This window comes from Streptomyces sp. NPDC004788, assembly GCF_053601115.1.
In genome coordinates this window covers 1-23,392 of the sequence record NZ_JBSGBF010000112.1, presented here as the reverse complement: position 1 = coordinate 23,392, position 23,392 = coordinate 1, and the positions used below count along the sequence as shown (strand labels likewise).

17 protein-coding genes and 1 pseudogene are annotated in these 23,392 nt (G+C 70.8%); 14 read left to right on the top strand and 4 right to left on the bottom strand.

Features of this window, described 5'->3' with window-relative positions; genetic code table 11:
* A partial coding sequence (locus ACWEJX_RS32765) for a hypothetical protein (RefSeq protein ID WP_451611054.1) occupies positions 1–1,200 on the bottom strand: 1,200 nt, incomplete at its 3' end.
* 235 nt (positions 1,201–1,435) lie between these two features.
* On the opposite strand from ACWEJX_RS32765, the gene ACWEJX_RS32760 reads away from it, so the two are divergent.
* The 3 genes from ACWEJX_RS32760 to ACWEJX_RS32750 are packed head-to-tail and all read left to right on the top strand — an operon-like array spanning position 1,436 to position 4,118.
* A complete protein-coding gene (locus ACWEJX_RS32760; RefSeq protein ID WP_451611053.1) occupies positions 1,436–1,801 on the top strand; it encodes a bifunctional 3-phenylpropionate/cinnamic acid dioxygenase ferredoxin subunit in 366 nt (121 codons plus the stop codon).
* Positions 1,798–2,952, top strand: coding sequence for an NAD(P)/FAD-dependent oxidoreductase (locus ACWEJX_RS32755; protein WP_451611052.1), 1,155 nt, complete (start codon positions 1,798–1,800; stop codon positions 2,950–2,952). Before ACWEJX_RS32760 ends, ACWEJX_RS32755 begins: the two co-directional genes overlap by 4 nt.
* A gap of 35 nt (positions 2,953–2,987) precedes the next feature.
* Positions 2,988–4,118 carry an aromatic ring-hydroxylating oxygenase subunit alpha gene (locus ACWEJX_RS32750; protein WP_451611051.1) on the top strand — a complete coding sequence of 377 codons (1,131 nt, stop codon included), beginning with the start codon at positions 2,988–2,990 and terminating at the stop codon, positions 4,116–4,118.
* 1 nt (position 4,119) lies between these two features.
* Here ACWEJX_RS32750 and ACWEJX_RS32745 read toward each other — a convergent pair whose 3' ends face one another.
* Positions 4,120–4,917, bottom strand: a complete 798-nt coding sequence (locus ACWEJX_RS32745) for an IclR family transcriptional regulator (protein ID WP_052499527.1) — start codon at positions 4,915–4,917, stop codon at positions 4,120–4,122.
* Positions 4,918–5,068: 151 nt separating this feature from the next.
* Between ACWEJX_RS32745 and betA the strand changes: the two genes are divergently transcribed.
* Both betA and ACWEJX_RS32735 read left to right on the top strand, forming a co-directional pair.
* The gene (gene betA, locus ACWEJX_RS32740) at positions 5,069–6,739 is read left to right on the top strand and encodes a choline dehydrogenase (RefSeq protein WP_451611050.1); all 1,671 of its coding nucleotides are present in this window, start codon (positions 5,069–5,071) and stop codon (positions 6,737–6,739) included.
* Positions 6,740–6,742: 3 nt separating this feature from the next.
* Entirely contained in the window at positions 6,743–7,579 is an 837-nt protein-coding gene (locus ACWEJX_RS32735; RefSeq protein ID WP_451611049.1) for a 5,10-methylenetetrahydrofolate reductase, read from the top strand.
* Positions 7,580–7,646: 67 nt separating this feature from the next.
* Here ACWEJX_RS32735 and purU read toward each other — a convergent pair whose 3' ends face one another.
* Complete coding sequence (gene purU, locus ACWEJX_RS32730) at positions 7,647–8,540, bottom strand: formyltetrahydrofolate deformylase (protein WP_451611048.1); 894 nt, start codon at positions 8,538–8,540, stop codon at positions 7,647–7,649.
* A 204-nt stretch (positions 8,541–8,744) separates the two neighbouring features.
* Here purU and ACWEJX_RS32725 point away from each other — a divergent pair, with 204 nt between their 5' ends.
* The 9 genes from ACWEJX_RS32725 to ACWEJX_RS32685 all read left to right on the top strand — a co-directional run bounded on the left by ACWEJX_RS32725 (position 8,745) and on the right by ACWEJX_RS32685 (position 23,313).
* Positions 8,745–10,214: an aldehyde dehydrogenase family protein gene (locus tag ACWEJX_RS32725; RefSeq protein WP_451611047.1), complete on the top strand. Its 1,470-nt coding sequence runs from the start codon at positions 8,745–8,747 to the stop codon at positions 10,212–10,214.
* Between the two features lie 20 nt (positions 10,215–10,234).
* Positions 10,235–11,323, top strand: coding sequence for a quaternary amine ABC transporter ATP-binding protein (locus ACWEJX_RS32720; protein ID WP_451611046.1), 1,089 nt, complete (start codon positions 10,235–10,237; stop codon positions 11,321–11,323).
* Positions 11,323–13,296, top strand: a complete 1,974-nt coding sequence (locus ACWEJX_RS32715; protein ID WP_451611045.1) for an ABC transporter permease — start codon at positions 11,323–11,325, stop codon at positions 13,294–13,296. The genes ACWEJX_RS32720 and ACWEJX_RS32715 overlap by 1 nt, the downstream gene beginning before the upstream one ends.
* An 11-nt stretch (positions 13,297–13,307) precedes the next feature.
* A complete protein-coding gene (locus tag ACWEJX_RS32710) occupies positions 13,308–14,285 on the top strand; it encodes an ABC transporter substrate-binding protein (protein ID WP_451611044.1) in 978 nt (325 codons plus the stop codon).
* A gap of 205 nt (positions 14,286–14,490) precedes the next feature.
* On the top strand, positions 14,491–16,929 hold the full coding sequence (locus ACWEJX_RS32705) for a GcvT family protein (RefSeq protein WP_451611043.1): 2,439 nt from the start codon (positions 14,491–14,493) through the stop codon (positions 16,927–16,929).
* A 22-nt stretch (positions 16,930–16,951) separates the two neighbouring features.
* Entirely contained in the window at positions 16,952–18,256 is a 1,305-nt protein-coding gene (glyA, locus tag ACWEJX_RS32700) for a serine hydroxymethyltransferase (protein ID WP_451611042.1), read from the top strand.
* Positions 18,253–19,485, top strand: coding sequence for a sarcosine oxidase subunit beta family protein (locus ACWEJX_RS32695; protein WP_451611041.1), 1,233 nt, complete (start codon positions 18,253–18,255; stop codon positions 19,483–19,485). The genes glyA and ACWEJX_RS32695 overlap by 4 nt, the downstream gene beginning before the upstream one ends.
* 11 nt (positions 19,486–19,496) lie before the next feature.
* The gene (locus ACWEJX_RS32690) at positions 19,497–22,709 is read left to right on the top strand and encodes a sarcosine oxidase subunit delta family protein (RefSeq protein ID WP_451611040.1); all 3,213 of its coding nucleotides are present in this window, start codon (positions 19,497–19,499) and stop codon (positions 22,707–22,709) included.
* Positions 22,702–23,313 (top strand): sarcosine oxidase subunit gamma, encoded by a 612-nt coding sequence (locus ACWEJX_RS32685; RefSeq protein ID WP_451611039.1) that lies wholly within the window; start codon positions 22,702–22,704, stop codon positions 23,311–23,313. The genes ACWEJX_RS32690 and ACWEJX_RS32685 overlap by 8 nt, the downstream gene beginning before the upstream one ends.
* Here the strand turns inward: ACWEJX_RS32685 and ACWEJX_RS32680 are convergent.
* A pseudogene (locus tag ACWEJX_RS32680) lies at positions 23,300–23,392 on the bottom strand (carboxyl transferase domain-containing protein); the annotation flags it as partial. The gene ACWEJX_RS32685 and the pseudogene ACWEJX_RS32680 sit on opposite strands and share 14 nt — an antisense overlap.

Below are 23,392 nucleotides of genomic sequence, written 5' to 3'. Positions count from 1 at the left end.
GATCCCGCCGCCCGTCGCGCGGATGCCGTACGAGCCGAGCGCGCCGAGCAGCGTCTCGCGCCGCTCCGTGTAGGCGGCCTCGCCGGTCGCCACGATGACCGTCACCCACTCCCGGTCCGCGTCGACGGTCTCGCCCGCCGCCTTCTGCTCGGCGGACCGCTTCTCCTTCTCCGCCTCCAGCCGGTCGGTGTACGCCTGCTTGCGGTTGACCCACAGGCGGGCGCCGCCCGCCCTGACGTCGGAGTAGAAGAGCATCCACCAGTCGCTGGGGGAGTCGCCGGCGACGAGGACCGGCCGTTCGTACTCCGCGATGTAGTCGTGGATGCCGGCGAGCTTTCCGACGTACCAGGTTCCCGGGGTCCACAGATAGGGCGTGACGACCTGCCGCCGGTAGCGGTCGGTGCCGTACTCCGCGCCGAACGTGCCCTGCTCGATCTGCTTGCGCGCGGTGGTGAGGCGGCCGGTCTCGGGGTCCTTGAGCAGCGTCGTGACGCCGATGACGTTCTCCGGCGGGACACCGAGGCCGTACTTCGGGTCCGACACGACCATGCGCACGAGTTCCTCGTGGGCGGCGGTCATCACGTAGACGCGGACGCCGTGTTCCTGAAGGCTGCGGATCAGCTCGCGCTGACCCGCGTAGATGTGCGGCGGATTGACGGTGCCGTGCACCGTCGTGCCGGCGTCGTCGTAGCTGACCGGGATCGGCTTGCCGTAGGCGTACAGCTCGTCGACGTACCGCTTCAGCTCGCCGAGCGTCAGGCCCGAGAACACCTGGGCGATCCACGGGTAGCAGACCTTGTCGTCGATCTCGCAGAGCCGGTTGTAGTAGCCGTAGAGGCTCTCGCCCGGCCGGAACGGTACGAGGCGGAGCGAGGGGTCGACGGTGTCCCGCGTGAGCACGCCCTTCATTTCGAGGAAGGGCAGCAACGACTCCTCGAGGTCGTACCGCCAGATGGTGTTGTCGGCGTCGAAGACGGCGTAGCGGCCCTGGCCCTCGAACCTGCCGATGAGCTTTTCGAGCCGGTCGCCCTGGGCCCGGGGCCAGTCGGCCAGCTCGACGGCGGGCCGGCCGGCGGTGTCGGACGCGGCCGTGACGGATGGGACCGCGGTGGTGCGGGCGGCCGTGGCCGTGGCGCCGGTGAGGACCACCGACAGGACGGCCGCGGCCACGGCGAGAAGGGGACGAGCGGGTACGCGCATGCGGCATCGGCTCCGGGAGTCGGAAGGAGGTGAGTTGTGCGATACGCAACGCAGTGCACTGTTTGGTCCCCAGAGTGAAGTGGTGGCGGCCCTGTCGCGTCAAGGCTCGCGACCGCCTTCTTCGCCTGCCCCGCCGCCGAGTTCGACTCCTTGACAAGGTATGGGGCCAGCTCCAGACTGAGTTGCGTAAAACGCAATCCGTTCCGCTATACGCTACGCACGCGACCGAGGTGTCATGATGATTCCCGTGTGCCGACTCGCGGATCTGCCGCGCGGCGAGGCCTATCGGCTCGACATCGAGCCGCCTGTCGCGGTGTTCCACACCGAGGATGGCGAGGTCCTCGCCATCGACGACACCTGCACCCACCAGGACGCCTCGCTCGCGGACGGCTGGCTGGAGGGGCGCGAGGTCGAATGTCCGCTGCACGCCTCCAGGTTCGACCTGCGGACCGGGGCGGTCGACGCCCCGCCGGCCAAACTGCCCGTCCGGACCCATCAGGTGGTCGTCGACGACGGCATGATCTACGTGCGCCCCTCCGAGGCCGCGCCGAATCTGCCCCCCTGTGTCGCGGCCCGGCTCGGCGCCGGAGGCCCGGCGTGAGGACCGTGGCCGTCGTGGGCGCCTCCCTGGCCGGACTGTCGGCCGCGCGAGCGCTGCGGAAGCAGGGCTACGACGGGCGGCTGGTCCTCATCGGGGACGAACCGCACCGCCCGTACGACCGCCCGCCGTTGTCGAAGGAGTTCCTCGCCGGCCGCATCGGCGAGGCCGACCTCGCCCTTGAGGCGGACGGAGAGGATCTCGGCGCCGAGTGGCTGCTGGGCGTCCGGGCCACCGGGCTCGACCGCGCCGACCGGTCGGTGCGGCTCGCGGACGGCCGTGCCGTGCGGGCCGACGGCATCGTCATCGCCACCGGAGCGGCGGCGCGCGTCCTGCCCGGGAGCGAGGGCCTCGCCGGGGTCCACACCCTGCGCACCCTGGACGACGCCCGCGCCCTGCGGGACGAACTGGCCCGCGGCGGACGGCTGGTGGTGATCGGCGGGGGCTTCGTCGGCGCCGAGGTCGCCTCCACCGCGTACGGCCTCGGCCTCGACGTCACCGTGATCGAGGCGGCCCCCACCCCGCTGGCCGGTCCGCTCGGCGCGACCATGGGCGGCGTCGTCTCCGCGCTGCACGCCGACCACGGCGTACGGCTGCTGTGCGGCGTGGGCGTCAAGGGGCTGAGCGGGGAGCGCCGGGTGGACGCCGTCCTGCTGGAGGACGGCCGCAGCGTGCCCGCGGACACCGTCGTCGTCGGCGTGGGCGCCCGCCCGTGCGTCGCATGGCTGGAAGGTTCCGGCGTCGCGCTCGACAACGGCGTGACGTGCGGCGCCGACGGCCGCACCAGCCTGGCCGGGGTGGTCGCCGTCGGCGACTGCGCCAACTGGTACGACCCGCGCACCGGAGGCCACCGCAGGGTCGAGCACTGGACCGGCGCGCTGGAACGGCCCGCCGCCGCCGTGGCCACGCTGCTCGCGCACGGTGCGACGCGGCCGGGCGTGCCCCGGCCGCCGTACTTCTGGTCCGACCAGTACGGCGTGAAGATCCAGTTCGTCGGCCACGCCGCCGGGGCCGACAGCGTCACGGTCGAGGAAGGCGCCACCGACGAGCGCAGCTTCCTCGCCGTCTACCGGCGGGCCGGCACGCCGGTCGCCGTGCTCGGGATGAACCAGCCGCGGCTGTTCACCCGCTGGCGCAAGCAGTTCACCGCGTGAACGACCCCTCTACGACGTTTCCCGAGGAGTGCACCGTGACATCGACCGGTCTGCCGGACAGCCTGATCGCCACCCTCCCCGGCTCCTCCTACACGGATCCGGCGATCTTCGCCCAGGAGCAGGAGCGCATATTCGAGACCATGTGGTTCTGCGTCGCGCGCGCCTCGGAACTGGCGAAGCCCGGCGCCTTCCGCACCGTCGACGTGGGCCGCGAGAGCATCCTCGTCACCCGCGCGAGGGACAACTCCGTCCGTGCCTACTTCAATGTGTGCCGGCATCGCGGAGCCAAGCTCTGCACCGAGGAGACCGGCGAGGTCAAGCGGGCCTTCCAGTGCCCGTACCACGCCTGGACGTACGACCTGAACGGCAAGCTCGTCGCCGCGCCCAACCTCACCAAGATGCCCGACGTCGGCCGCACCGAGTACGGCCTGGTGAGCGTGGCCGTCCGCGAATGGCTCGGATACGTCTGGGTCTGCCTGGCGGAGAACCCGCCCTCCTTCGAGGAGGACGTCATCGGCGCGGCCGTCACCCGCCTCGGCGACCTGGAGTCGATCGAGCACTACGGCGTCGAGAACCTCTCGGTCGGCAGGCGGATCGTCTACGACGTCAAGGCCAACTGGAAGCTCATCGTCGAGAACTTCATGGAGTGCTACCACTGCGCCACGATCCACCCCGAACTCACCGAGGTGCTCCCCGAGTTCGCGGACGGCTACGCGGCCCAGTACTACGTCGGCCACGGCGCCGAGTTCGGCGAGCAGATCCGGGGCTTCACCGTCGACGGCTCCGAGGGCCTCGACCGCATCCCCGGGGTGACGGAGGAACAGGACCGCCGCTACTACGCGATCACCGTCAAGCCGCAGGTCTTCATCAACCTCATCCCCGACCACGTCATCTTCCACCGGATGTACCCGATGGCCGCCGACCGCACGGTCGTCGAGTGCGACTGGCTCTACCTTCCGCACGTCGTCGAGAGCGGCAGGGACGTCAGCCGCTCCGTGGAACTCTTCGACCGGGTCAACCGCCAGGACTTCGACGCGTGCGAGCGCACGCAGCCCGGCATGAGCTCCCGCATGTACGCCAAGGGCGGCGTGCTGGTGCCCAGCGAGCACCACATCGGGGCCTTCCACGACTGGGTGAACGAGCGCCTGGGCAACCCCCAGGGGTGACTCAGCCCATGTAGCCCATCCGGTGGCTGATCTCCTCCGCACCCTTGAGCAGCACCGGGGAGAGCTCGTGCAGGCGCTCCTCGGTGAAGCGGTACGAGGGCCCGGAGGCGCTGAGCGCGGCGATGACCGTGCCGTCCCGGCCGCGGATCGGGGCGGCCATCGCGTGCAGGCCGATCTCCAGCTCCTCCAGGGTCCAGGCGTAGCCGCGCTCGCGGGCCTCGGCGAGGTTCTTCTCCAGCTTCGTCCGCGAGGTGAGGGTGTGCGGAGTGGACTTCTTCAGGCCCGCCTCGGCCAGCAGCGCGGCCCGCTCCTCGGCGGGCAGGTGGGCCAGCAGGATCTTGCCGCTGGAGGTGGCGTGCAACGGGGTCAGCTGGCCGACCCAGTTGTGCGCGGTGACGGCCCCGGGGCCGCGCACCTGGCAGAGGTTGATCGCGTAGTGCTCCTGCATGACGGCGATGTTCACCGTCTCGCCGATCTCCTCGGCGAGCCGCTCGCAGACCGGGCGGCCCTGCTGGGTGATGTCGATGCGTCCGGTGACCGCACCGGCCAGCCGGACGATCCCGAAGCCGAGCCGGTACTTGCCACGATCGCCCGCCTGCTCCACCAGGCCGCGCGCCTCCAGGGCGCCGAGCAGGCGGAACGCGGTGGACTTGTGGACGTCGATCTCGGCGGCGACCTCGCTGACGCCCGCCTCGCCGCGCTGGGCCAGGATCTCGAGGACGCTGATGGCGCGGTCGACCGACTGCACTCCACCGGCCGGCGAGTTCGACGCTTCGCTGTCTTGGCTGTGGTTGCTCATGGCGAAACTATACGCGCGGTAAACAACGTCGTCGCAAGCTTCGAAGCCCGACCAAAAAGCCCGGCAAGTTGCGTTGTTCGCAACCTGGTGCGCATTGCGATACCGGATTAGCATGCCCCGCATATCTACGGCGCGAGCGAGACGAGGCACTATGGCTCCCCTGCAATACGACTTCGTCATTGTCGGCGGCGGATCGGCCGGCAGCGCACTGGCGAACAGGCTCTCCGCGGACCCGGCGAACCGGGTGCTGGTGCTGGAGGCCGGCCGCTCCGACTACCCGTGGGACGTCTTCATCCACATGCCCGCGGCGCTGACCTACCCGATCGGCAGCCGCTTCTACGACTGGAAGTACGAGTCCGAGCCCGAGCCCCACATGGGCGGCCGGCGCATCTACCACGCGCGCGGCAAGGTGCTCGGCGGCTCCAGCAGCATCAACGGCATGATCTTCCAGCGCGGCAACCCCATGGACTACGAGCGCTGGGCCGCCGACCCCGGCATGGAGACCTGGGACTACGCCCACTGCCTGCCGTACTTCCGGCGGATGGAGAACTGTCTCGCCGCCGACCCGGACGACGAGTTCCGCGGCCACGACGGCCCCCTCGTCCTCGAACGCGGCCCCGCCACCAACCCGCTCTTCGACGCCTTCTTCAAGGCCACCCAGGAGGCGGGCTACGCCCCCACCGACGACGTCAACGGGTACCGGCAGGAAGGCTTCGCCAAGTTCGACCGCAACGTGCACCGCGGCCGCCGCCTGTCGGCCTCCAAGGCGTACCTCAAGCCGGTCAGGAAGCGGCCCAACCTCACCGTCAGGACCCGCTCGCTCGTGACCCGCGTGCTCTTCGAGGGCAGGAAGGCCGTCGGCGTCGAGTACCAGCGCGGCAAGGGCGCCCTCCAGCAGGTCCGCGCCAAGGAGGTGATCCTGTGCGGCGGCGCGATCAACTCCCCGCAGCTGCTCCAGCTCTCCGGTGTCGGCAACGCGAAGGAGCTGAGCGCCCTGGGCATCGACGTCGTCCACGACCTGCCCGGCGTCGGCGAGAACATGCAGGACCACCTGGAGGTCTACGTCCAGTACGCCTGCAAGCAGCCGGTCTCCATGCAGCCGTACATGGCGAAGTGGCGGGCCCCCTTCATCGGCCTGCAGTGGCTGTTCCGCAAGGGCCCGGCCGCCACCAACCACTTCGAGGGCGGCGGCTTCGCCCGCAGCAACGAGGACGTGGACTACCCCAACCTGATGTTCCACTTCCTGCCCGTCGCGGTCCGCTACGACGGCTCCTCGCCGGCCGGCGGCCACGGCTACCAGGTGCACGTCGGCCCGATGTACTCCGACGCCAAGGGCTCCGTGAAGATCAAGAGCAGGGACCCGCGCGAGCACCCGGCGCTGCGCTTCAACTACCTCTCCACCGAGCAGGACCGCCGGGAGTGGGTCGAGGCCATCCGCGTCTCCCGCAGGATCCTCGGCCAGCCCGCGATGGCCCCGTACAACGACGGGGAGATCTCGCCCGGCCCGCAGGTCGAGACGGACGAGGAGATCCTCGCCTGGGTCGCCAAGGAGGGCGAGACCGCCCTGCACCCGTCGTGCACCTGCAAGATGGGCACCGACGAGATGTCCGTCGTCGACCCCACCAGCATGCGCGTGCACGGCCTGGAAGGCATCCGTGTGGTCGACGCGTCGGTGATGCCGTACGTCACCAACGGCAACATCTACGCACCGGTGATGATGATCGCCGAGAAGGCCGCCGACCTGATCCTCGGCAAGGAACCGCAGGCGCCGTCGAAGGCCGCGTACTACCGTCTCCGTGACGCCCGGAAGCAGGTCGGGTAGACCTTGGCCACCGCCGGACTGAGGGCGCTGCTCGACAGCGTCCGCTACGAGGTGCTGCCCGCGAGGACGACCGAGGACAAGGTCCTCGCCCATGTGCCGCGCGACGTCGTCGTCACCGTGACGGCGTCGCCGGTCAAGGGCCTGGAACCGACCCTCGACCTCGCCGGGCGGCTCGCGGCGAACGGTTACCGCGCCGTCCCGCACGTGCCCGCGCGGCTGCTGCGGGACGAGGCGCACCTGAAGGACGTCGTCGACCGGCTGCGCGAGGCGGGCGTGGCCGACGTCTTCGTCCCCGCGGGCGACGCCGACCCGCCGGCCGGGCCCTACGACGGGGCGCTGCCGGTGCTGCGCGGGCTGAGCGAGCTGGGCAGGCCCTTCGCCCGCGTCGGCGTCACCGGCTACCCCGAGAGCCATCCGCTCATCCACGACGACGTCACCATCCAGGCCATGTGGGACAAGCGCGAGCACGCCACGTACATCGTGAGCAACCTCTGCTTCGACCCGCGGGTGCTGGGGGAGTGGATCGCCCGGATACGGCGCCGGGGCGTCATGCTGCCCGTCCATCTGGGCGTCGCGGGGCCCGTGCAGCGGGCGAAGCTGCTGGCGATGGCGACGAAGATCGGCGTGGGGGAGTCGACGCGCTTCCTGACCCGGCACGCCTCGTGGTTCCTGCGGTTCGCGACGCCCGGCGGGTACTCGCCCGACAGGCTGCTGGCGCGCGGCGAGAGGGCGCTCACCGCGCCGTCGGCGGGGGTGGCCGGGCTGCACCTGTTCACGTTCAACCAGATCGCGGAGACGGAGCGGTGGCGCCGTACCGTGATCGACCGGCTCGGAAGCTGACCGCGGGCGTCGTACGCGTGAGGGGGCGGGGCTGGTCTTCCAGCCCCGCCCCCTCACGCCGTACCGCTCAGCGGAAGACCACCGTGCGGTTGCCGTGCACCATGACGCGGCTCTCGCTGTGCCACTTCACCGCGTGCGCGAGCACCTGTGCCTCCACGTCCCGTCCGACCGTGACCAGGTCGCGCGGGGCGAGCGAGTGGTCCACCCTGACCACGTCCTGCTCGATGATCTGTCCCTCGTCCAGGTCCGGTGTCACGTAGTGCGCCGTCGCGCCGACGAGCTTCACGCCGCGGGCGTAGGCCTGTTCGTACGGGCGTGCGCCCTTGAAACTGGGCAGGAAGGAGTGGTGGATGTTGATGGCGCGGCCTTCGAGCCGCTTGCACAGGTCGTCGGAGAGGACCTGCATGTAGCGGGCCAGCACGACCAGGTCGACGTCCAGCTCGCGTACCAGCTCCATCAGGCGCGCCTCGGCCTCGGCCTTGGTGTCCGTGGTGACCGGGATGTGGTGGAAGGGGATGCCGTAGGTCTCGGCCAGCCCCTCGAAGTCCCGGTGGTTGGAGACGATCGCCGGGATCTCGATGTTGAGGGCGCCGGTGCGCCGGCGAAAGAGCAGATCGTTGAGGCAGTGGCCGAACCTGGACACCATGATGAGCGTCCGGGTCGGGGCCGAGGCCTCGCTCAGGGTCCAGTCGATGCGGTAGGCCTCGGCGACGGGCCCGAATCGGTAACGCAGGGTTTTCGCATCCGTGTCCGGGTCGGAGACGTCGAAGTGGACCCTCATGAAGAAACGGCCCTGGAGCCGATCGTCGAACTGCTGGCTTTCCACGATGTTTCCCGAGTTCCTGACGAGGAAGCCGCTCACGGCGTGGACCAGTCCGGCGCTGTCGGGACACGAGAGGGTGAGGACGTATTCACGGCCGGGCTCCGGTCGAGGGTACGTGGGGGACACAGCGACCTCCATTGGTGCGTCATGCACAACATGGTGAGCGATACGCAACATGGTCGGCTCGACTCCCCTTGCGGTCAAGGGTGGTTGGGCAGTGCTGACCCGGCGAAATCGTCATGCGCCGACCCCTTGACGCAGGTCTGCAGGTTCGCCAAGGTGTTCCACCACAAGCAATTGAATGCATGATGCGCAACGCATTTCGGCTGAAGGGCTTGGCGCGTGGCAGACCTGTATGTGGCTGGGGAATGGCGGGATCCGGTGGCCGGCGGATGCCGGGAGATCCGCTGTCCCGCTGACGGTTCGCTCACCGCGACCGTCTCGGAAGGGACGCGCCCCGACGCCGAGGCGGCGATCGCCGCGGCCCGCCGGGCCTTCGACGAGGGCCCCTGGCCGCGCACCTCCGAGCGGGAGCGCGGCGCGCTGCTGCTGCGCACCGCCGACCTCATCGAGCGTGACGCCAAGGAGTTCGCCCGCGCCGAGTCGCTGGACACCGGCAAGCGGCTGGTGGAGAGCGAGTACGACATCGCCGACGTCGTCTCGTGTTTCCGCTACTACGGCGGCATCGGCGGCATCGACGCCGGGCGGGTGATCGACACCGGCCGCGACGATGCCATCAGCCGCGTCGTCTACGAACCGATCGGCGTGTGCGGGCTGATCACCCCCTGGAACTATCCGCTGCTGCAGGCGAGCTGGAAGGTCGCCCCGGCGCTCCTCGCCGGCAACACGATCGTCCTCAAGCCCAGTGAACTCACCCCCTCCACCTCGATCCTGCTGATGAAGGCGCTGGAGGAGGCCGGGCTCCCGGCGGGCGCCGCCAACCTCGTCCTGGGCGCCGGGCCCGAGGCGGGTGCCCCGCTCTCCGAGGACCCCCGCGTCGACATGGTCTCCTTCACGGGCGGTCTGGAGACCGGCAAGCGGATCATGGCCGCCGCCGCGGCGACCGTGAAGAAGGTGGCGCTGGAGCTCGGCGGCAAGAACCCCAACGTGGTCTTCGCCGACGCCGACTTCGAGACGGCCGTGGACTTCGCCCTCACGGCCGTCTTCCTGCATTCCGGACAGGTCTGCTCGGCCGGCGCCCGGCTGATCGTCGAGGACTCGCTGCACGACCGGTTCGTCGACGAGGTCGTCCGCCGCGCCCGGCGGATCCGCCTCGGCGGCCCCTTCGACCCCGAGGCCGAGACCGGAGCGCTGATCTCCGCGCACCACCGGGAGAAGGTCGAGGCGTACGTCGCGGCAGGCATCGCCGAGGGCGCCGTGCTGCGCTGCGGCGGTGAACGGCCCGACGACCCGGCCCTCGCAGGCGGCTTCCACTACCCGCCGACCGTCCTCGACGAGTGCCGGCAGGACATGCGCGTCGTGCACGAGGAGGCCTTCGGACCCGTGCTCACCGTCGAGCGCTTCACCGACGAGGACGACGCCGTACGCATCGCCAACGACACCGAGTACGGACTCGCCGGAGCCGTGTGGACGCAGGACGCCGGCAAGGCCCAGCGGGTCGCCCGGCGGCTGCGCCACGGCACGGTGTGGATCAACGACTACCACCCCTACGTGCCGCAAGCGGAATGGGGTGGCTTCGGGCATTCGGGTGTGGGCCGGGAGCTGGGACCGACCGGCCTGGACGAGTACCGAGAGCCCAAACACATCTGGCAGAACATCCAACCCCGGCCGCAGCACTGGTTCCGCGGCTGAATGCCGAAGAGAGGTCGACCATGACCCCAACGCAGACCGAGGTGTCGCAGCGGCACGGCGCGCACCAGGATTCGGACGGCACTCCGGTCATCTCCGTGCGCCGGCTGTGGAAGGTGTTCGGGCCGAAGGCCGACCAGGTACCGGACTCCGAGGAGCTGCGCGGCCTCACCCGCCGCGAGCTCATGGACCGCACCGGGTGCACCGCCGCCGTCCGCGACGTCGGCTTCGACGTCCGCAAGGGCGAGGTGTTCGTCGTCATGGGCCTGTCCGGCTCCGGCAAGTCGACGCTGGTGCGATGTCTGACCCGGCTGATCGAACCCACCGCCGGTGAGCTCGTCTTCGAGGGCGAGGACATCCGTGCAGCGGACGACAGGCGCCTGCGCGAGCTGCGGCGCCGCAAGTTCTCCATGGTCTTCCAGCACTTCGGGCTGCTGCCCCACCGCCGGGTGGTGGACAACGTGGCCTTCGGTCTGGAGATCCGCGGCATGAGCAGGGCCGAGCGCACCGCGCGGGCCCTGGAGGTCGTGGAACTGGTCGGCCTCGCCGGCTACGAGAACTCCTATCCCGACCAGCTCTCGGGCGGTATGCAGCAGCGCGTCGGCCTCGCCCGGGCGCTGGCCGGCGACCCCGACGTGCTCTTCTTCGACGAGCCCTTCTCGGCACTCGACCCGCTGATCCGCCGCGACATGCAGAACGAGGTCATCCGGCTGCACCACGAGGTCGGCAAGACGATGGTCTTCATCACCCACGACCTCTCCGAGGCGCTCAAGCTCGGCGACCGCATCCTGATCATGCGCGACGGCAGGACGGTCCAGTGCGGCACCGGCGACGAGCTGGTGGGCGCCCCGGCCGACGACTACGTCCGCGAGTTCGTCAAGGACGTGCCGCGCGGCGATGTGCTCACCCTGCGGTGGATCATGCGCCCGGTGGAGCCCCATGACGCCCTGGACGGTCCCGAGCTGGGCCCGGACGTCGTGGTGAAGGAGGCCACCCGGGCGGTACTGGCGGCCGACAGGCCGGTCAAGGTCGTGGAGGACGGCACGTTGCTCGGCATCGTCGGCGACGAGGAGATCCTCGCGGTGGTCGCCGGGCAGGCAGGCGGCGCGTGATGACCGTCGCCCTGGAGAAGTCCGCCCCCCTGGCCGGCGTACGCCGGGTCGGCCGGCGCACGGTGGTGGCCGCGATCCTGGCCGCCTGGCTGCTGCTCTTCGTGATCCTCCGCGGAAGGCAGACCCTGACCCTGGCGGCGGCGGACCTCACCGACCTGCACCGGTGGTTCAACGACGTCAACGACTCGATCGGCGCGGACCGCAACTCCAACCCGCTCTTCCTCTACTTCTTCAACGAGATCCGCCTGGTCATCGACAACCTGGTGACCTTCGTCCAGCACCTGATCTCACAGCCCCCCGCCGGCCGCCCCGTCCCGCAGATCGGATGGCTCGGCGTCGTCGGCATCGCGGGCTACGTCTCCTGGGCCGTGGGCAACTGGCGGGTCGCCCTCCTGGCCGTGGCGGGCTTCACCTTCCTGGGGCTGCAGGGGCTGTGGCAGGAGAGCATGGACACGCTGTCGCTCACCCTCTCCGCGGTCTTCGTGGCGCTGGTGTTCGCGATTCCGCTGGGCGTGGGGGCGGGGCTGTCCGGCCGGTTCAACCGGATCGTGACGCCCTTCCTGGACTTCATGCAGACGATGCCGACCTTCGTCTACCTCGCTCCGCTGACCCTGTTCTTCCTCATCGGCGGAGCCTCCGCCACGATCGCCACCGTGATCTACGCGGCACCGCCCGCGATCCGCATCACCGCGCACGCCATCCGCTCCGTCCCCGAGACCACCGTCGAGGCCGCCGAATCGCTGGGTGCGACACGACGTCAGGCACTGCTGAAGGTCCTGTTGCCCATGTCCAGGCGGACCGTGGTGATGGGCGTCAACCAGTCGATCATGGCCGCCCTGGCCATGGTGACCATCGCCGCGCTGATCGACGCGCCCGGCCTCGGCAAGACCGTCATCCAGGCCCTTCAGTCGCTCGATGTGGGAACGGCCTTCAACGCGGGACTCGCCATCGTCGTCATGGCGATCGTCCTCGACCGGGTGACCACCGCGGCCGGCGCCCGCGAGGAGACGGCCCGACGTTCGAAGAACCGCCTCCTCAGGTGGCGCAGGCCGCTGCTCGGCGCGGGAGCGGCGGCCACCGCGGTCCTCGTCCACCTTTCGCACACCTATGTGTGGGCGGCGGAGTTCCCCGGCGACGGCGGCATCGGCGGTTCCGTCGCGCGCGTGGCGGACACCGTGACCGCCTGGGTGCAGGACAACCTCTCGGGTCTCACCAACGCCTTCCGCGACGGCATCACCAGCGGCCTGCTCAATCCGCTCCAGACGCTGTTCACCGACTCCCCGTGGTGGCTCGTCGGGGCGGTGCTGATCGCCCTCGGCGGCGTGCTCGGCGGTTGGCGGGCCGGGGTCACCACGGCCGTGTGCGTGGGCCTGCTGGTCGGCACCGGCCTGTGGTCGGACGCCATGACGACGCTGGCGTCGACCCTCGTGGCGACGGTGCTGGTCATGCTGCTCGGCATCGTCCTCGGGGTGTGGATGGGGCGCAGCATGCTCGTGGACCGGGTGCTGCGGCCCTCCCTGGACGCGGCACAGGTCATGCCGCCGTTCGTCTACCTCGTGCCGTTCCTGGCGCTGTTCGGCGCGACCCGCTTCACGGCCATCGTCGCCGCGGTCGTCTACGCGGTGCCGGTCGCCATCAAGATCATCGCGGACGGGGTGCGGGCCGTGCCCGGGACCACCGTCGAGGCGGCCGTGTCCGCCGGGTGCAACACCTGGCAGATCATCACCAAGGTTCAACTGCCGATGTCACGGACCGCCCTGACGCTCGCCACCAACCAGGGCCTGATCTATGTGCTGTCGATGGTCGTCGTGGGCGGCCTGGTGGGGGCGGGCGCCCTCGGCTACGACGTCGTGGCCGGATTCTCACAGAGCCAGCTGTACGGGAAGGGGCTCGCGGCGGGACTCGCCATCGTCCTTCTCGGAGTCATGTTCGACCGGATCACCCAGGCAGCGGCGCGACGCGCGAGCGCGTAAGGAGCACCAGCATGGCAGCACAGGTACGACAGTGGGGAATCGGCACGGCCGGCGCAGCCGTCGTGACCGTCCTCGGGCTGACCCTCACCGCCTGCGGCGGCGCGAAGGTCGGTGTCGACTCCGCGGATTCGGGCAGCCCGGGCAAGTGCGGCACCTTCAATCTCGCGGTCAACCCGTGGGTGGGCTACGAGGCGGACGCGGCGGTCGTCGCGTACGTCGCGCAGAAAGACCTCGGCTGTACGGTCAAGAAGAAGGACCTGAAGGAGGAGATCGCCTGGCAGGGCTTCGGGACGGGCGAGGTCGACGCCGTCCTGGAGAACTGGGGCCACGACGATCTGAAGAAGAAGTACATCACCCAGCAGAAGACCGCCGTGAGCGCCGGCTCGACCGGCAACAAGGGCATCATCGGCTGGTACGTGCCGCCGTGGCTGGCCAAGACGCACCCGGACATCACCGACTGGAAGAACCTGAACAAGTACGCGTCCGAGTTCAGGACCTCCGAGTCGGGCGGCAAGGGCCAGCTCCTTGACGGCGACCCCTCGTACGTCACCAACGACGCGGCGCTGGTGACGAACCTGAAGCTGGACTTCAAGGTGGTGTACGCGGGCAGCGAGACCGCGCTCATCCAGTCCTTCCGGGACGCCGAGAAGAACAGGAAATGGGTGATCGGCTACTTCTACGAGCCGCAGTGGTTCCTGTCCGAGGTGCCGTTGGTCAAGGTGAACCTGCCCGCGTACACGACGGGCTGTGACGCCGACGCGGCGAAGATCGCCTGCGACTATCCGGTGTACGACCTCGACAAGATCGTCAGCGCGAGGTTCGCGCAGTCCGGCAGCCCGGCCTACCGCCTGGTGAAGAACTTCACCTGGACCAACGAAGACCAGAACACCGTGGCCAAGTACATCGCGGTGGACAAGATGTCGCCCGAGGCGGCGGCGAAGAAGTGGGTGGAGGCCAACCGCGGCAAGGTCGACGCCTGGCTCAAGTAGCCCACGTCGGGAAGACGGTCCGAGATGCCCGGCGGGCGGTGCGCACCTGTGTGCGCCGCCCGCCGGGCATTGCCGCGTTCCGGCCTGTTCGCAGGCGTCACCGACCCCTTGACACCCCTCTCCGTGACCGGCACATTGAGTTGCGCAACCTGAACCATGTTGCGCAGCAAGCAACTTGACTGGTTTTGAATCAGGAGGTGCGGCGATGGCGGGACCCCGAGTGGTGATCATCGGAGCGGGCGTCGTGGGAGCGGCGCTCGCGGACGAGATCTCCGCACGCGGCTGGACCGAAGTGACCGTGGTCGACCAGGGCCCGCTCCCCGCGACCGGGGGCTCCACGTCACACGCCCCCGGCCTGGTCTTCCAGACGAACTCCTCCAAGACCATGACCGAGCTGGCCCGCTACACCGTCGAGAAGTTCTGCTCCCTCGACGTCGACGGCAAGCCCTGCTTCCTGCAGGTCGGCGGCCTCGAAGTGGCGACCACCCCCGAACGCCTCGCGGAACTGCACCGCCGCCACGGCTGGATCACCGCCTGGGGCATCGAGGCCCGCATACTGAGCGCCGACGAGTGCGTCGAGCGGCATCCGCTGGTGAACCGGGACAGGATCCTCGGCGGCCTGCTGATCCCGACGGACGGGATCGCCAAGGCCGTCCTCGCCGTCGAGGCGCAGATCCGCCGGGCCACCGAACGCGGCGTCACCTTCCTGGCCCGCCACGAAGTCCTCGACATCCGGCAGAGCGAGGGCCGGGTGACCGGCGTCCTCACCGACCGGAGCGAGATCGCCGCCGACATCGTGGTGTGCTGCGCCGGCATCTGGGGCCCGAAGATCGCCCGCATGGCCGGCATGAACCTCCCGCTGACCCCGCTCGCCCACCAGCTCGCCTGGACCGGCCCGATCCCGGCGCTCGCGGGCCAGACGGAGGAGGCGGCACGACCGATCCTGCGCCACCAGGACGCCGACCTCTACTACCGCGACCGCTTCGACGGCATCGGCATCGGCTACTACGGCCACCGCCCGATGCCCGTCTCGGCCGACGACATCCTCTCCGTCGACGAGGCCGACCACATGCCCTCGGTCCTCAAGTTCACCGAGGAGGACTTCGAGGACGCCTGGACCGAGACCCGGTCGCTGCTCCCCGCGACGGCGGAGGCCAAGGTCGAGGAGGGCATCAACGGCCTGTTCTCCTTTACCACCGACAACTTCCCGCTCCTCGGCGAGTCCCAGGACGTCAAGGGCTTCTGGGTGGCGGAGGCGGTGTGGGTCACCCACTCCGCGGGCGTGGGCCGCGCCATGGCCGAATGGCTCGTCGACGGCCACTGCTCGTCCTTCGACCTGCACGAGTGCGACGTCAACCGGTTCGAGCCGCACCAGCTGTCCCCGGAGTACGTCCTGGCCCGCGACTGCCGCAACTTCGTCGAGGTCTACGACATCATCCACCCCCTCCAGCCGTCAGGGGACCCGCGCCCGATCCGCACGAGCCCGTTCCACACCCGCCAGCAGGAGCACGGCGCGTTCTTCCTGGAGGCGAGCGGCTGGGAACGCCCCCAGTGGTACGAGGCCAACGCGGGGCTGGTCGAAGGCCGCACCATCCCCACCCCCGACGACTGGGCCGCGCGGTTCTGGTCGCCCATCGTCGGCGCCGAGGCACAGGCCACCCGTGAGACCGTCGCGATGTACGACATGACGGCCCTCAAACGACTCGAGGTCAGCGGCCCGGGTGCCGCGGACTTCCTGGAGGGACTGACCACCGGCAAGGTCGCCAAGTCGGTCGGCTCGGTGACGTACACCCTGCTCCTGGACCACGACGGCGGCATCCGCAGCGACGTCACCGTCGCCCGGCTGGCCCGCGACCTCTTCCAGGTCGGCGCCAACGGCAACCTGGACCTCGACTGGCTCACCCGCCACCTGCCCGCCGACGGGACGGTCCAGGTGCGCGACATCACCGCCGGTACCTGCTGCATCGGACTGTGGGGCCCCCTGGCCCGCAAGGTCCTGCAGCCGCTGACGGACGAGGACTTCTCGGGCGACGGCCTGAAGTACTTCCGCGCCAAGCGCGCGTACATCGGCTCGGTGCCCGTCACCGCGATGCGACTGTCGTACGTCGGCGAGCTCGGCTGGGAGCTCTACACCACCGCCGACCAGGGCCTGAAGCTGTGGGACACCCTGTGGCAGGCGGCCCAGCCGCTCGGCGGCGTCATCGCCGGCCGCGGCGCCTTCAACAGCCTCCGCCTGGAGAAGGGCTACCGCTCCTTCGGCACCGACATGACCTACGAGCACGATCCCTACGAGGCCGGCGTCGGCTTCGCCGTCAAGCTCGACAAGGGCGACTTCATCGGCAGGGCGGCCCTGGAGCGCCGCAGGGAAGACGTACGGCGCAAGCTGACCTGCCTCACCATCGACGACCCGCGGTCGGTCGTCATGGGCAAGGAGCCGGTGTACGACGGCGACCGCGCGGTCGGCTACGTCACCAGCGCCGCCTACGGCTACACGATCGGCAAGGGCATCGCGTACGCCTGGCTCCCGACGGAACTCACCACCCCCGGCACCACCCTGCACATCGGCTACTTCGACCGGCGCGTCGAGGCGGTCGTCGCAGAGGAACCGCTGTTCGACCCGACCATGTCCCGCCTCCGTGGCTGACCGCGAGGAAGAGGTACCGCCGGTGACGGCACGCGAACACCGTACGAACGCGCTGAACACCCCCCTGGCCGAGCTGGACCCCGAGGTCCATGCCGCTCTCCGCGCAGAACTGCACCGCCAGCAGTCCACCCTCGAGATGATCGCCTCCGAGAACTTCGCGCCGTCCGCCGTGATGGAGGCCCAGGGGTCGGTCGCGACCAACAAGTACGCCGAGGGCTACCCCGGCCGCCGCTACTACGGCGGCTGCGAACACGTGGACGTCACCGAGCGCCTGGCCGTCGAGCGCGTCAAGTCCCTCTTCGGGGCGGGCTTCGCCAACGTCCAGCCGCACTCGGGCGCCCAGGCGAACACCGCCGTCTTCTTCGCCCTCCTCCAGCCCGGCGACACCGTTCTCGGCCTCGACCTCGCGCACGGCGGCCACCTCACCCACGGCATGCGCATCAACTACAGCGGCAGGATGTTCAACGTCGTGCCGTACCACGTCTCCGAGACCGACCACCTCGTCGACATGGAGGAGGTCGAGCGGCTCGCCAAGGAACACCGGCCCAAGATGATCATCGCGGGCTGGTCGGCGTACCCCAGGAAGCTGGACTTCGCGGCCTTCCGGCGCATCGCCGACGAGGTCGGCGCCCTCCTCATGGTCGACATGGCGCACTTCGCGGGCCTGGTCGCCGCCGGACTGCACCCCAGCCCCGTCCCGCACGCCCATGTGGTCACCACCACGACGCACAAGACGCTCGGCGGTCCCCGCGGCGGAGTCGTCCTCACCGACGACGCCGACCTCGCCAAGAAGATCAACTCGGCGGTGTTCCCGGGGATGCAGGGCGGCCCGCTGGAGCACGTCATCGCCGCGAAGGCGGTCTCCTTCAAGGTGGCGGCGTCGCCCGAGTTCGCCGAGCGCCAGGCCCGTACGCTGGCCGGCGCCCGCCTCCTCGCCGAGCGCCTCACCCGGCCCGACGCGGCCGCGGCCGGAGTGAAGGTCCTGACGGGCGGCACGGACGTCCACCTCGTCCTCGTCGACCTGCGGGACTCCGAACTCGACGGAAAGCGGGCCGAGGACCTGCTGCACGGGATCGGCATCACCGTCAACCGCAACGCCGTCCCCTTCGACCCGCGCCCGCCCATGGTCACCTCCGGCCTGCGCATCGGAACGCCGGCCCTGGCCACCCGGGGCTTCACGGAGGAGGACTTCGCCGAAGTCGCCGACGTGATCGCACTGGCCCTCCAGCCCGAGCCCGACGTGGCCGCCCTGCGCGCCCGCACCGAGGCGCTCGCGGCCAAGTACCCGCTCTACCCGCACCTTTCGGAAGACGGAGACGTCCGATGAGCCCCAGCACCCCAGGCGCCGACCTCCCCGACCACCCCGACTGGCTCTGGCGCGATCCCGAGCCCAGGCGCTCGTACGACGTGGTGATCGTGGGCGGCGGCGGACACGGCCTGGCCACCGCCCACTACCTGGCGAAGAACCACGGCATCACCGACGTCGCGGTCCTGGAGAAGGGCTGGCTGGGCGGCGGCAACATGGCCCGCAACACCACGATCATCCGCTCCAACTACCTGTGGGACGAGAGCGCCGGCATCTACGAGCACGCGCTCAAGCTGTGGGAGGGCCTGGAGGAGGAGCTGGACTACCCGATCCTCTTCTCCCAGCGCGGCGTGCTGAACCTCGCCCACAGCCTGCAGGACGTCCGCGACAGCGTGCGCCGGGTGGAGGCGAACCGGCTCAACGGCGTGGACGCCGAGTGGCTGGACGCGGAGCAGGTCAAGGAGGTCTGCCCGATCGTCGACATCTCCCCGCACGTGCGCTACCCGGTCCTCGGCGGCACCTACCAGCCGCGCGCCGGCATCGCCAAGCACGACCACGTGGCCTGGGGCTTCGCCCGCTCCGCGGCCGCCGCCGGCATCGACATCATCCAGAACTGCGAGGTCACCGGCCTGGACGTGGTCGGCGGCCGGGTGGTCGGCGTCCGGACCACGCGCGGTCCCATCGGCGCGGGCAAGGTGGCCCTGTGCTCCGCCGGCCACACCTCGGTCCTCGCCGCCATGGCCGGCATCGAACTCCCGCTCCAGAGCCACCCGCTGCAGGCCCTGGTCTCCGAACTCCTGGAGCCGGTCCACCCCACGGTGGTCATGTCCAACGCCGTCCACGTGTACGTCAGCCAGGCGCACAAGGGCGAGCTGGTGATGGGCGCCGGCATCGACGCGTACAACTCCTACACCCAGCGCGGAGCCTTCCACATCATCGAAGAGCAGATGTCCGCCGCCCTGGAACTCTTCCCGGTCTTCGCCCGCGCCCACGTGCTGCGCACCTGGGGCGGCATCGTCGACGTCAGCCCGGACGCCTCGCCGATCGTCGGCCTCAGCCCGGTCGACAACCTCTATCTCAACTGCGGGTGGGGCACGGGCGGTTTCAAGGCCACCCCGGGCCTCGGCTGGGTCTACGCCCACACCATCGCCCACGACACCCCGCACGCCCTGAACGCCGCCTTCTCGCTCGACCGTTTCACCACCGGCGCGCTCGTCGACGAGCACGGCGCGGCCGCGGTGGCCCACTAGGGAGCCGAACCATGCTGCTCATCCCCTGCCCGTGGTGCGGGCCCCGCGACGAGGCCGAGTTCCACTACGGCGGCCAGGCGCACGTCCCCTACCCCGAGGACCCCGCCGCCCTCACCGACGAGGAGTGGGCGCGGTACCTGTTCTTCCGCGACAACCCCAAGGGCCCGTTCGCCGAGCGGTGGAGCCACGCGGCGGGCTGCCGCAGGTGGTTCAACGCGGTACGGAACACGGCGACGAACGAGATCCTGGCGGTGTACCGGCCGGGGGAGGCGCGCCCGGCCACCACCGAGCCCCGCCCCGTGGATCCGGTCCGACCGGGGAGGGCCGCGACCGAGCCCGAAGGGCGATACCCGAGCACCGGCCCGCAGCCGGGGACGACACGGGAGTTTCCCGCATGGGGCGTGCCCGGTCAGGCGTTCCGGCTGTCGGACGGCGGGCGGGTCGACCGCGACGACCGGCTGGGCTTCACCTTCGACGGCATCCGGTACGAAGGGTTCCGGGGCGACACCCTCGCCTCCGCCCTCCTCGCCAACGGCGTCATCCAGGCCGCCACCAGCATCAAGCTCGGCCGCCCCCGCGGCATCTTCTCGGCCGGCGTGGAGGAACCCAACGCGGTCGTCCAGATCGAGGCCCCCTTCCCCGAACCCATGCTCCCCGCCACGACGGTCGAGCTCTACGACGGCCTGGTCGCGAGCAGCCTCCCGGGCCAGGGACGCCTCGCCACCGAACCGGACCCCGCCCGCTACGACGCCGTACACGCCCACTGCGACCTGCTGGTCGTCGGCGCGGGCCCCGCCGGCCTCGCCGCCGCCGCGGCGGCCGCGCGCAGCGGCGCACGCGTCGTCCTCGCCGACGACCAGCCGGAACCCGGCGGCAGCCTGCTCGGCACCGGCGAACACCTCGACTGGGTGGAGGCGACCCGCGCACAGCTCGAAGCCGCCCCGGAGGTACGCGTCCTGCGCCGCACCACCGTCTTCGGCCACTACGACGACAACCACCTCCTCGCCGTCGAGCGCCGCACCAACCACCTCGGCGCCGAGGCCCCGGAGCACGTCTCCCGTGAGCGCGTCTGGCGGATCCGCGCCCGGCGCGTGGTCCTCGCGACCGGCGCCCACGAGCGCTCACTGGCGTTCGGGGACAACGACCGCCCCGGTGTGATGCTGGCCGCCTCGGCCCGGACGTACCTCCACCGGTACGCAGTGCTGCCCGGCCGCCACGCGGTCGTGTTCACCACCAACGACAGCGCCTACGCCGCCGCACTCGATCTGGCGGCGGCGGGAGTGGACGTCGCGGCGATCGTCGACACCCGGCCCGAGCCGGGGGAGTGGGCCGAGCGGGCCCGGTCCGCCGGGATCGAGGTGCTGGCCGGACACGCGGTCACGGACACGGAGGGCGGGTCCCGCCTCACCGCCGTGACGGTCGCCCCGTACGGGGAGTCCGTGGGCCGACGGGAGTTCGCCGTCGACCTGCTCCTGGTCTCCGGCGGCTGGAACCCGGTCGCGCACCTGTTCAGCCAGGCGGGCGGCAGGCTCCGCCACGACGACGTACTCGGCGCGTTCGTGCCCGACGGCTGCCGTCAGGCGGTGGACGTCGCGGGCAGCGCGAACGGGGCCCACGATCTCGCCACGACCCTCGCGCAGGGCGCGGCGGCCGGTGCCCGCGCGGTCGAGGCGGAGGGCTACACCGCCGAGGCGCCGGCCCTCCCGGCCGTCGCCGCCCAGCCGTACACCCCGCCCATGCAGGTGTTCGCCGTCCCCACCGGCACCGGAGCGCCCCGGTTCGTCGACCTCCAACGCGATGTCACGGTCGACGACCTGGCGCGGGCGACCGGGGCGGGCCTGCGCTCGGTGGAGCACACCAAGCGCTATACGACGGCCGGCACCGCCAACGACCAGGGCAAGACGGGCGGGGTCCTGACGAGCGGGATCGTCGCCGAACTCCTCGGCGTGGACATCTCGGCGCTCGGCCTGCCCACGTTCCGGCCGCCGTACACCCCCGTCTCCTTCGCCACCCTCGCCGGCCGCGACCGCGGCGCGTTGTCCGACCCGGTCCGCACCACCGCCCTCCACGCGTGGCATGTCGCGCACGGCGCCCTGTTCGAGAACGTCGGCCAGTGGAAGCGGCCCCGGTACTACCCGCGGGACGGCGAGGACATGGACGCGGCCGTGCTGCGCGAGTGCCGCGCCGCCCGCGAGGGCGTGGCCTTCATGGACGCCTCCACCCTCGGCAAGATCGACGTGCAGGGCCCGGACGCCGCGATCTTCCTCGACCGGCTCTACACCAACATGATGAGCACCCTGAAGGTCGGCATGATCCGCTACGGCGTCATGAGCCGGCTGGACGGCATGATCTTCGACGACGGCACGGTCATCCGCGTCGCCCGGGACCGCTTCCTGGTCACCACCACGACGGGCAACGCGGCCGCCGTACTGGACTGGATGGAGGAGTGGCTGCAGACCGAGTGGCCCGAACTCCGTGTCCACTGCGCCTCCGTCACCGAGCAGTGGGCCACCGTCGCCCTGGTCGGCCCGCGTTCTCGCGAGGTGCTCGGCTCGCTCGCGCCCCGACTTGCGGTCGCCAACGCCGACTTCCCGTTCATGGCGTGGCGGGAGACGACGGTCGCGGGCATCGAAGCCAGGGTGTGCCGGATCAGCTTCTCCGGCGAACTCGCCTATGAGATCAACGTGTCACCGTGGGAAGCCCTCGCCCTGTGGGAGGCGCTGTACGAGGCGGGCGCCCCGCACGGCATCACCCCGTACGGGACGGAGACCATGCACGTCCTGCGCGCGGAGAAGGGGTACCCGATCATCGGACAGGACACCGACGGCACGGTCACCCCGCAGGACCTCGGCATGAGCTGGGCGGTGTCCAAGAAGAAGCCCGACTTCATCGGCAAGCGCTCCTACGCCCGCGCCGACACGGCCCGCCCCGACCGCAAGCACCTCGTCGGCCTCCTCCCCGAAGACCCGGCCGCCCTCCTCCCCGAGGGCACCCACCTGGTCGCCGACGGCGAACTGCCCGCCCCGCCCGTCCCGATGCTCGGGCACGTCACCTCCAGCTACCGCAGCGCCGCCCTCGGCCGGACCTTCGCGCTCGCCCTGGTCAAGGGCGGCCGGGACCGCATCGGCGAACGCCTCTACGCCCCCGTCGGCGACCGGCTGCTGCCGGTGACGGTCGCAAGCCCCGTCCTCTACGATCCCGAGGGAGCCCGCCGCGATGGCTGACACCGCTCCGACCGCACGGCAACGCAGCCCGCTGGCGCATGCCGCCGACCGCCTGGCCGCCGCGACGCGCTCCTCCGGGGGCGCGGTCCGCCTGGCCGAAGTCCCCTTCCTGGCCCAGCTGAACCTCCGCCTCGACGCCAAGAGCCCGGCGGCGGACGCCGTCGGACTCGCTCTGGGACTGCCCCTGCCCCTGGAGCCGGACACCGTGGTACGCGTGGGGGATCTCGGCGCGGTGTGGCTCGGCCCCGACGAATGGCTGGTGGTGGGCCGGCCCGGCACCCAGCGGGACCTGGAGGGCCGGATCCGCTCGGCGGCCGGGGACGAGCACGTCTCCGTCACCGACGTCTCCGCCCAGCGCACCACCGTCCTGGTCAGCGGAGCGCGCGCCCGCGACCTGCTGTCCCACGGCTGCCGGCTGGATCTGCACCCGCGCGCCTTCGGCCCCGGCCGCTCGGCCCAGACGACGCTGGCCCGCGCCCAGGTCGTCCTGGTGGCCCGGGACGAGCCCAGGGCAGGGTTCTGGGTGCTCGTACGCTCCTCCTTCGCCGGCTATCTGACGGACTGGCTCCTTGACGCGGCCGTCGAATATGGGACTCGGCGCTGAACAGCACGCCCTGCGCGTTGGCGAGGACGCCGACCGGGTAGCCGTGCAGCCGCGCCCAGCCGGTCACCAGGCTCGGCCC

Excerpts from the sequence above, each read along its gene's own strand:
- ACWEJX_RS32760 (WP_451611053.1), top strand. The coding sequence starts at position 1,436 with ATGATGATTCCCGTGTGCCGACTCGCGGATCTGCCGCGCGGCGAGGCC.
- ACWEJX_RS32745 (WP_052499527.1), bottom strand. The coding sequence starts at position 4,917 with ATGAGCAACCACAGCCAAGACAGCGAAGCGTCGAACTCGCCGGCCGGT.
- betA (WP_451611050.1), top strand. The coding sequence starts at position 5,069 with ATGGCTCCCCTGCAATACGACTTCGTCATTGTCGGCGGCGGATCGGCC.
- purU (WP_451611048.1), bottom strand. The coding sequence starts at position 8,540 with ATGGAGGTCGCTGTGTCCCCCACGTACCCTCGACCGGAGCCCGGCCGT.
- ACWEJX_RS32720 (WP_451611046.1), top strand. The coding sequence starts at position 10,235 with ATGACCCCAACGCAGACCGAGGTGTCGCAGCGGCACGGCGCGCACCAG.
- ACWEJX_RS32715 (WP_451611045.1), top strand. The coding sequence starts at position 11,323 with ATGACCGTCGCCCTGGAGAAGTCCGCCCCCCTGGCCGGCGTACGCCGG.
- ACWEJX_RS32710 (WP_451611044.1), top strand. The coding sequence starts at position 13,308 with ATGGCAGCACAGGTACGACAGTGGGGAATCGGCACGGCCGGCGCAGCC.
- ACWEJX_RS32705 (WP_451611043.1), top strand. The coding sequence starts at position 14,491 with ATGGCGGGACCCCGAGTGGTGATCATCGGAGCGGGCGTCGTGGGAGCG.
- ACWEJX_RS32695 (WP_451611041.1), top strand. The coding sequence starts at position 18,253 with ATGAGCCCCAGCACCCCAGGCGCCGACCTCCCCGACCACCCCGACTGG.
- ACWEJX_RS32690 (WP_451611040.1), top strand. The coding sequence starts at position 19,497 with ATGCTGCTCATCCCCTGCCCGTGGTGCGGGCCCCGCGACGAGGCCGAG.
- ACWEJX_RS32685 (WP_451611039.1), top strand. The coding sequence starts at position 22,702 with ATGGCTGACACCGCTCCGACCGCACGGCAACGCAGCCCGCTGGCGCAT.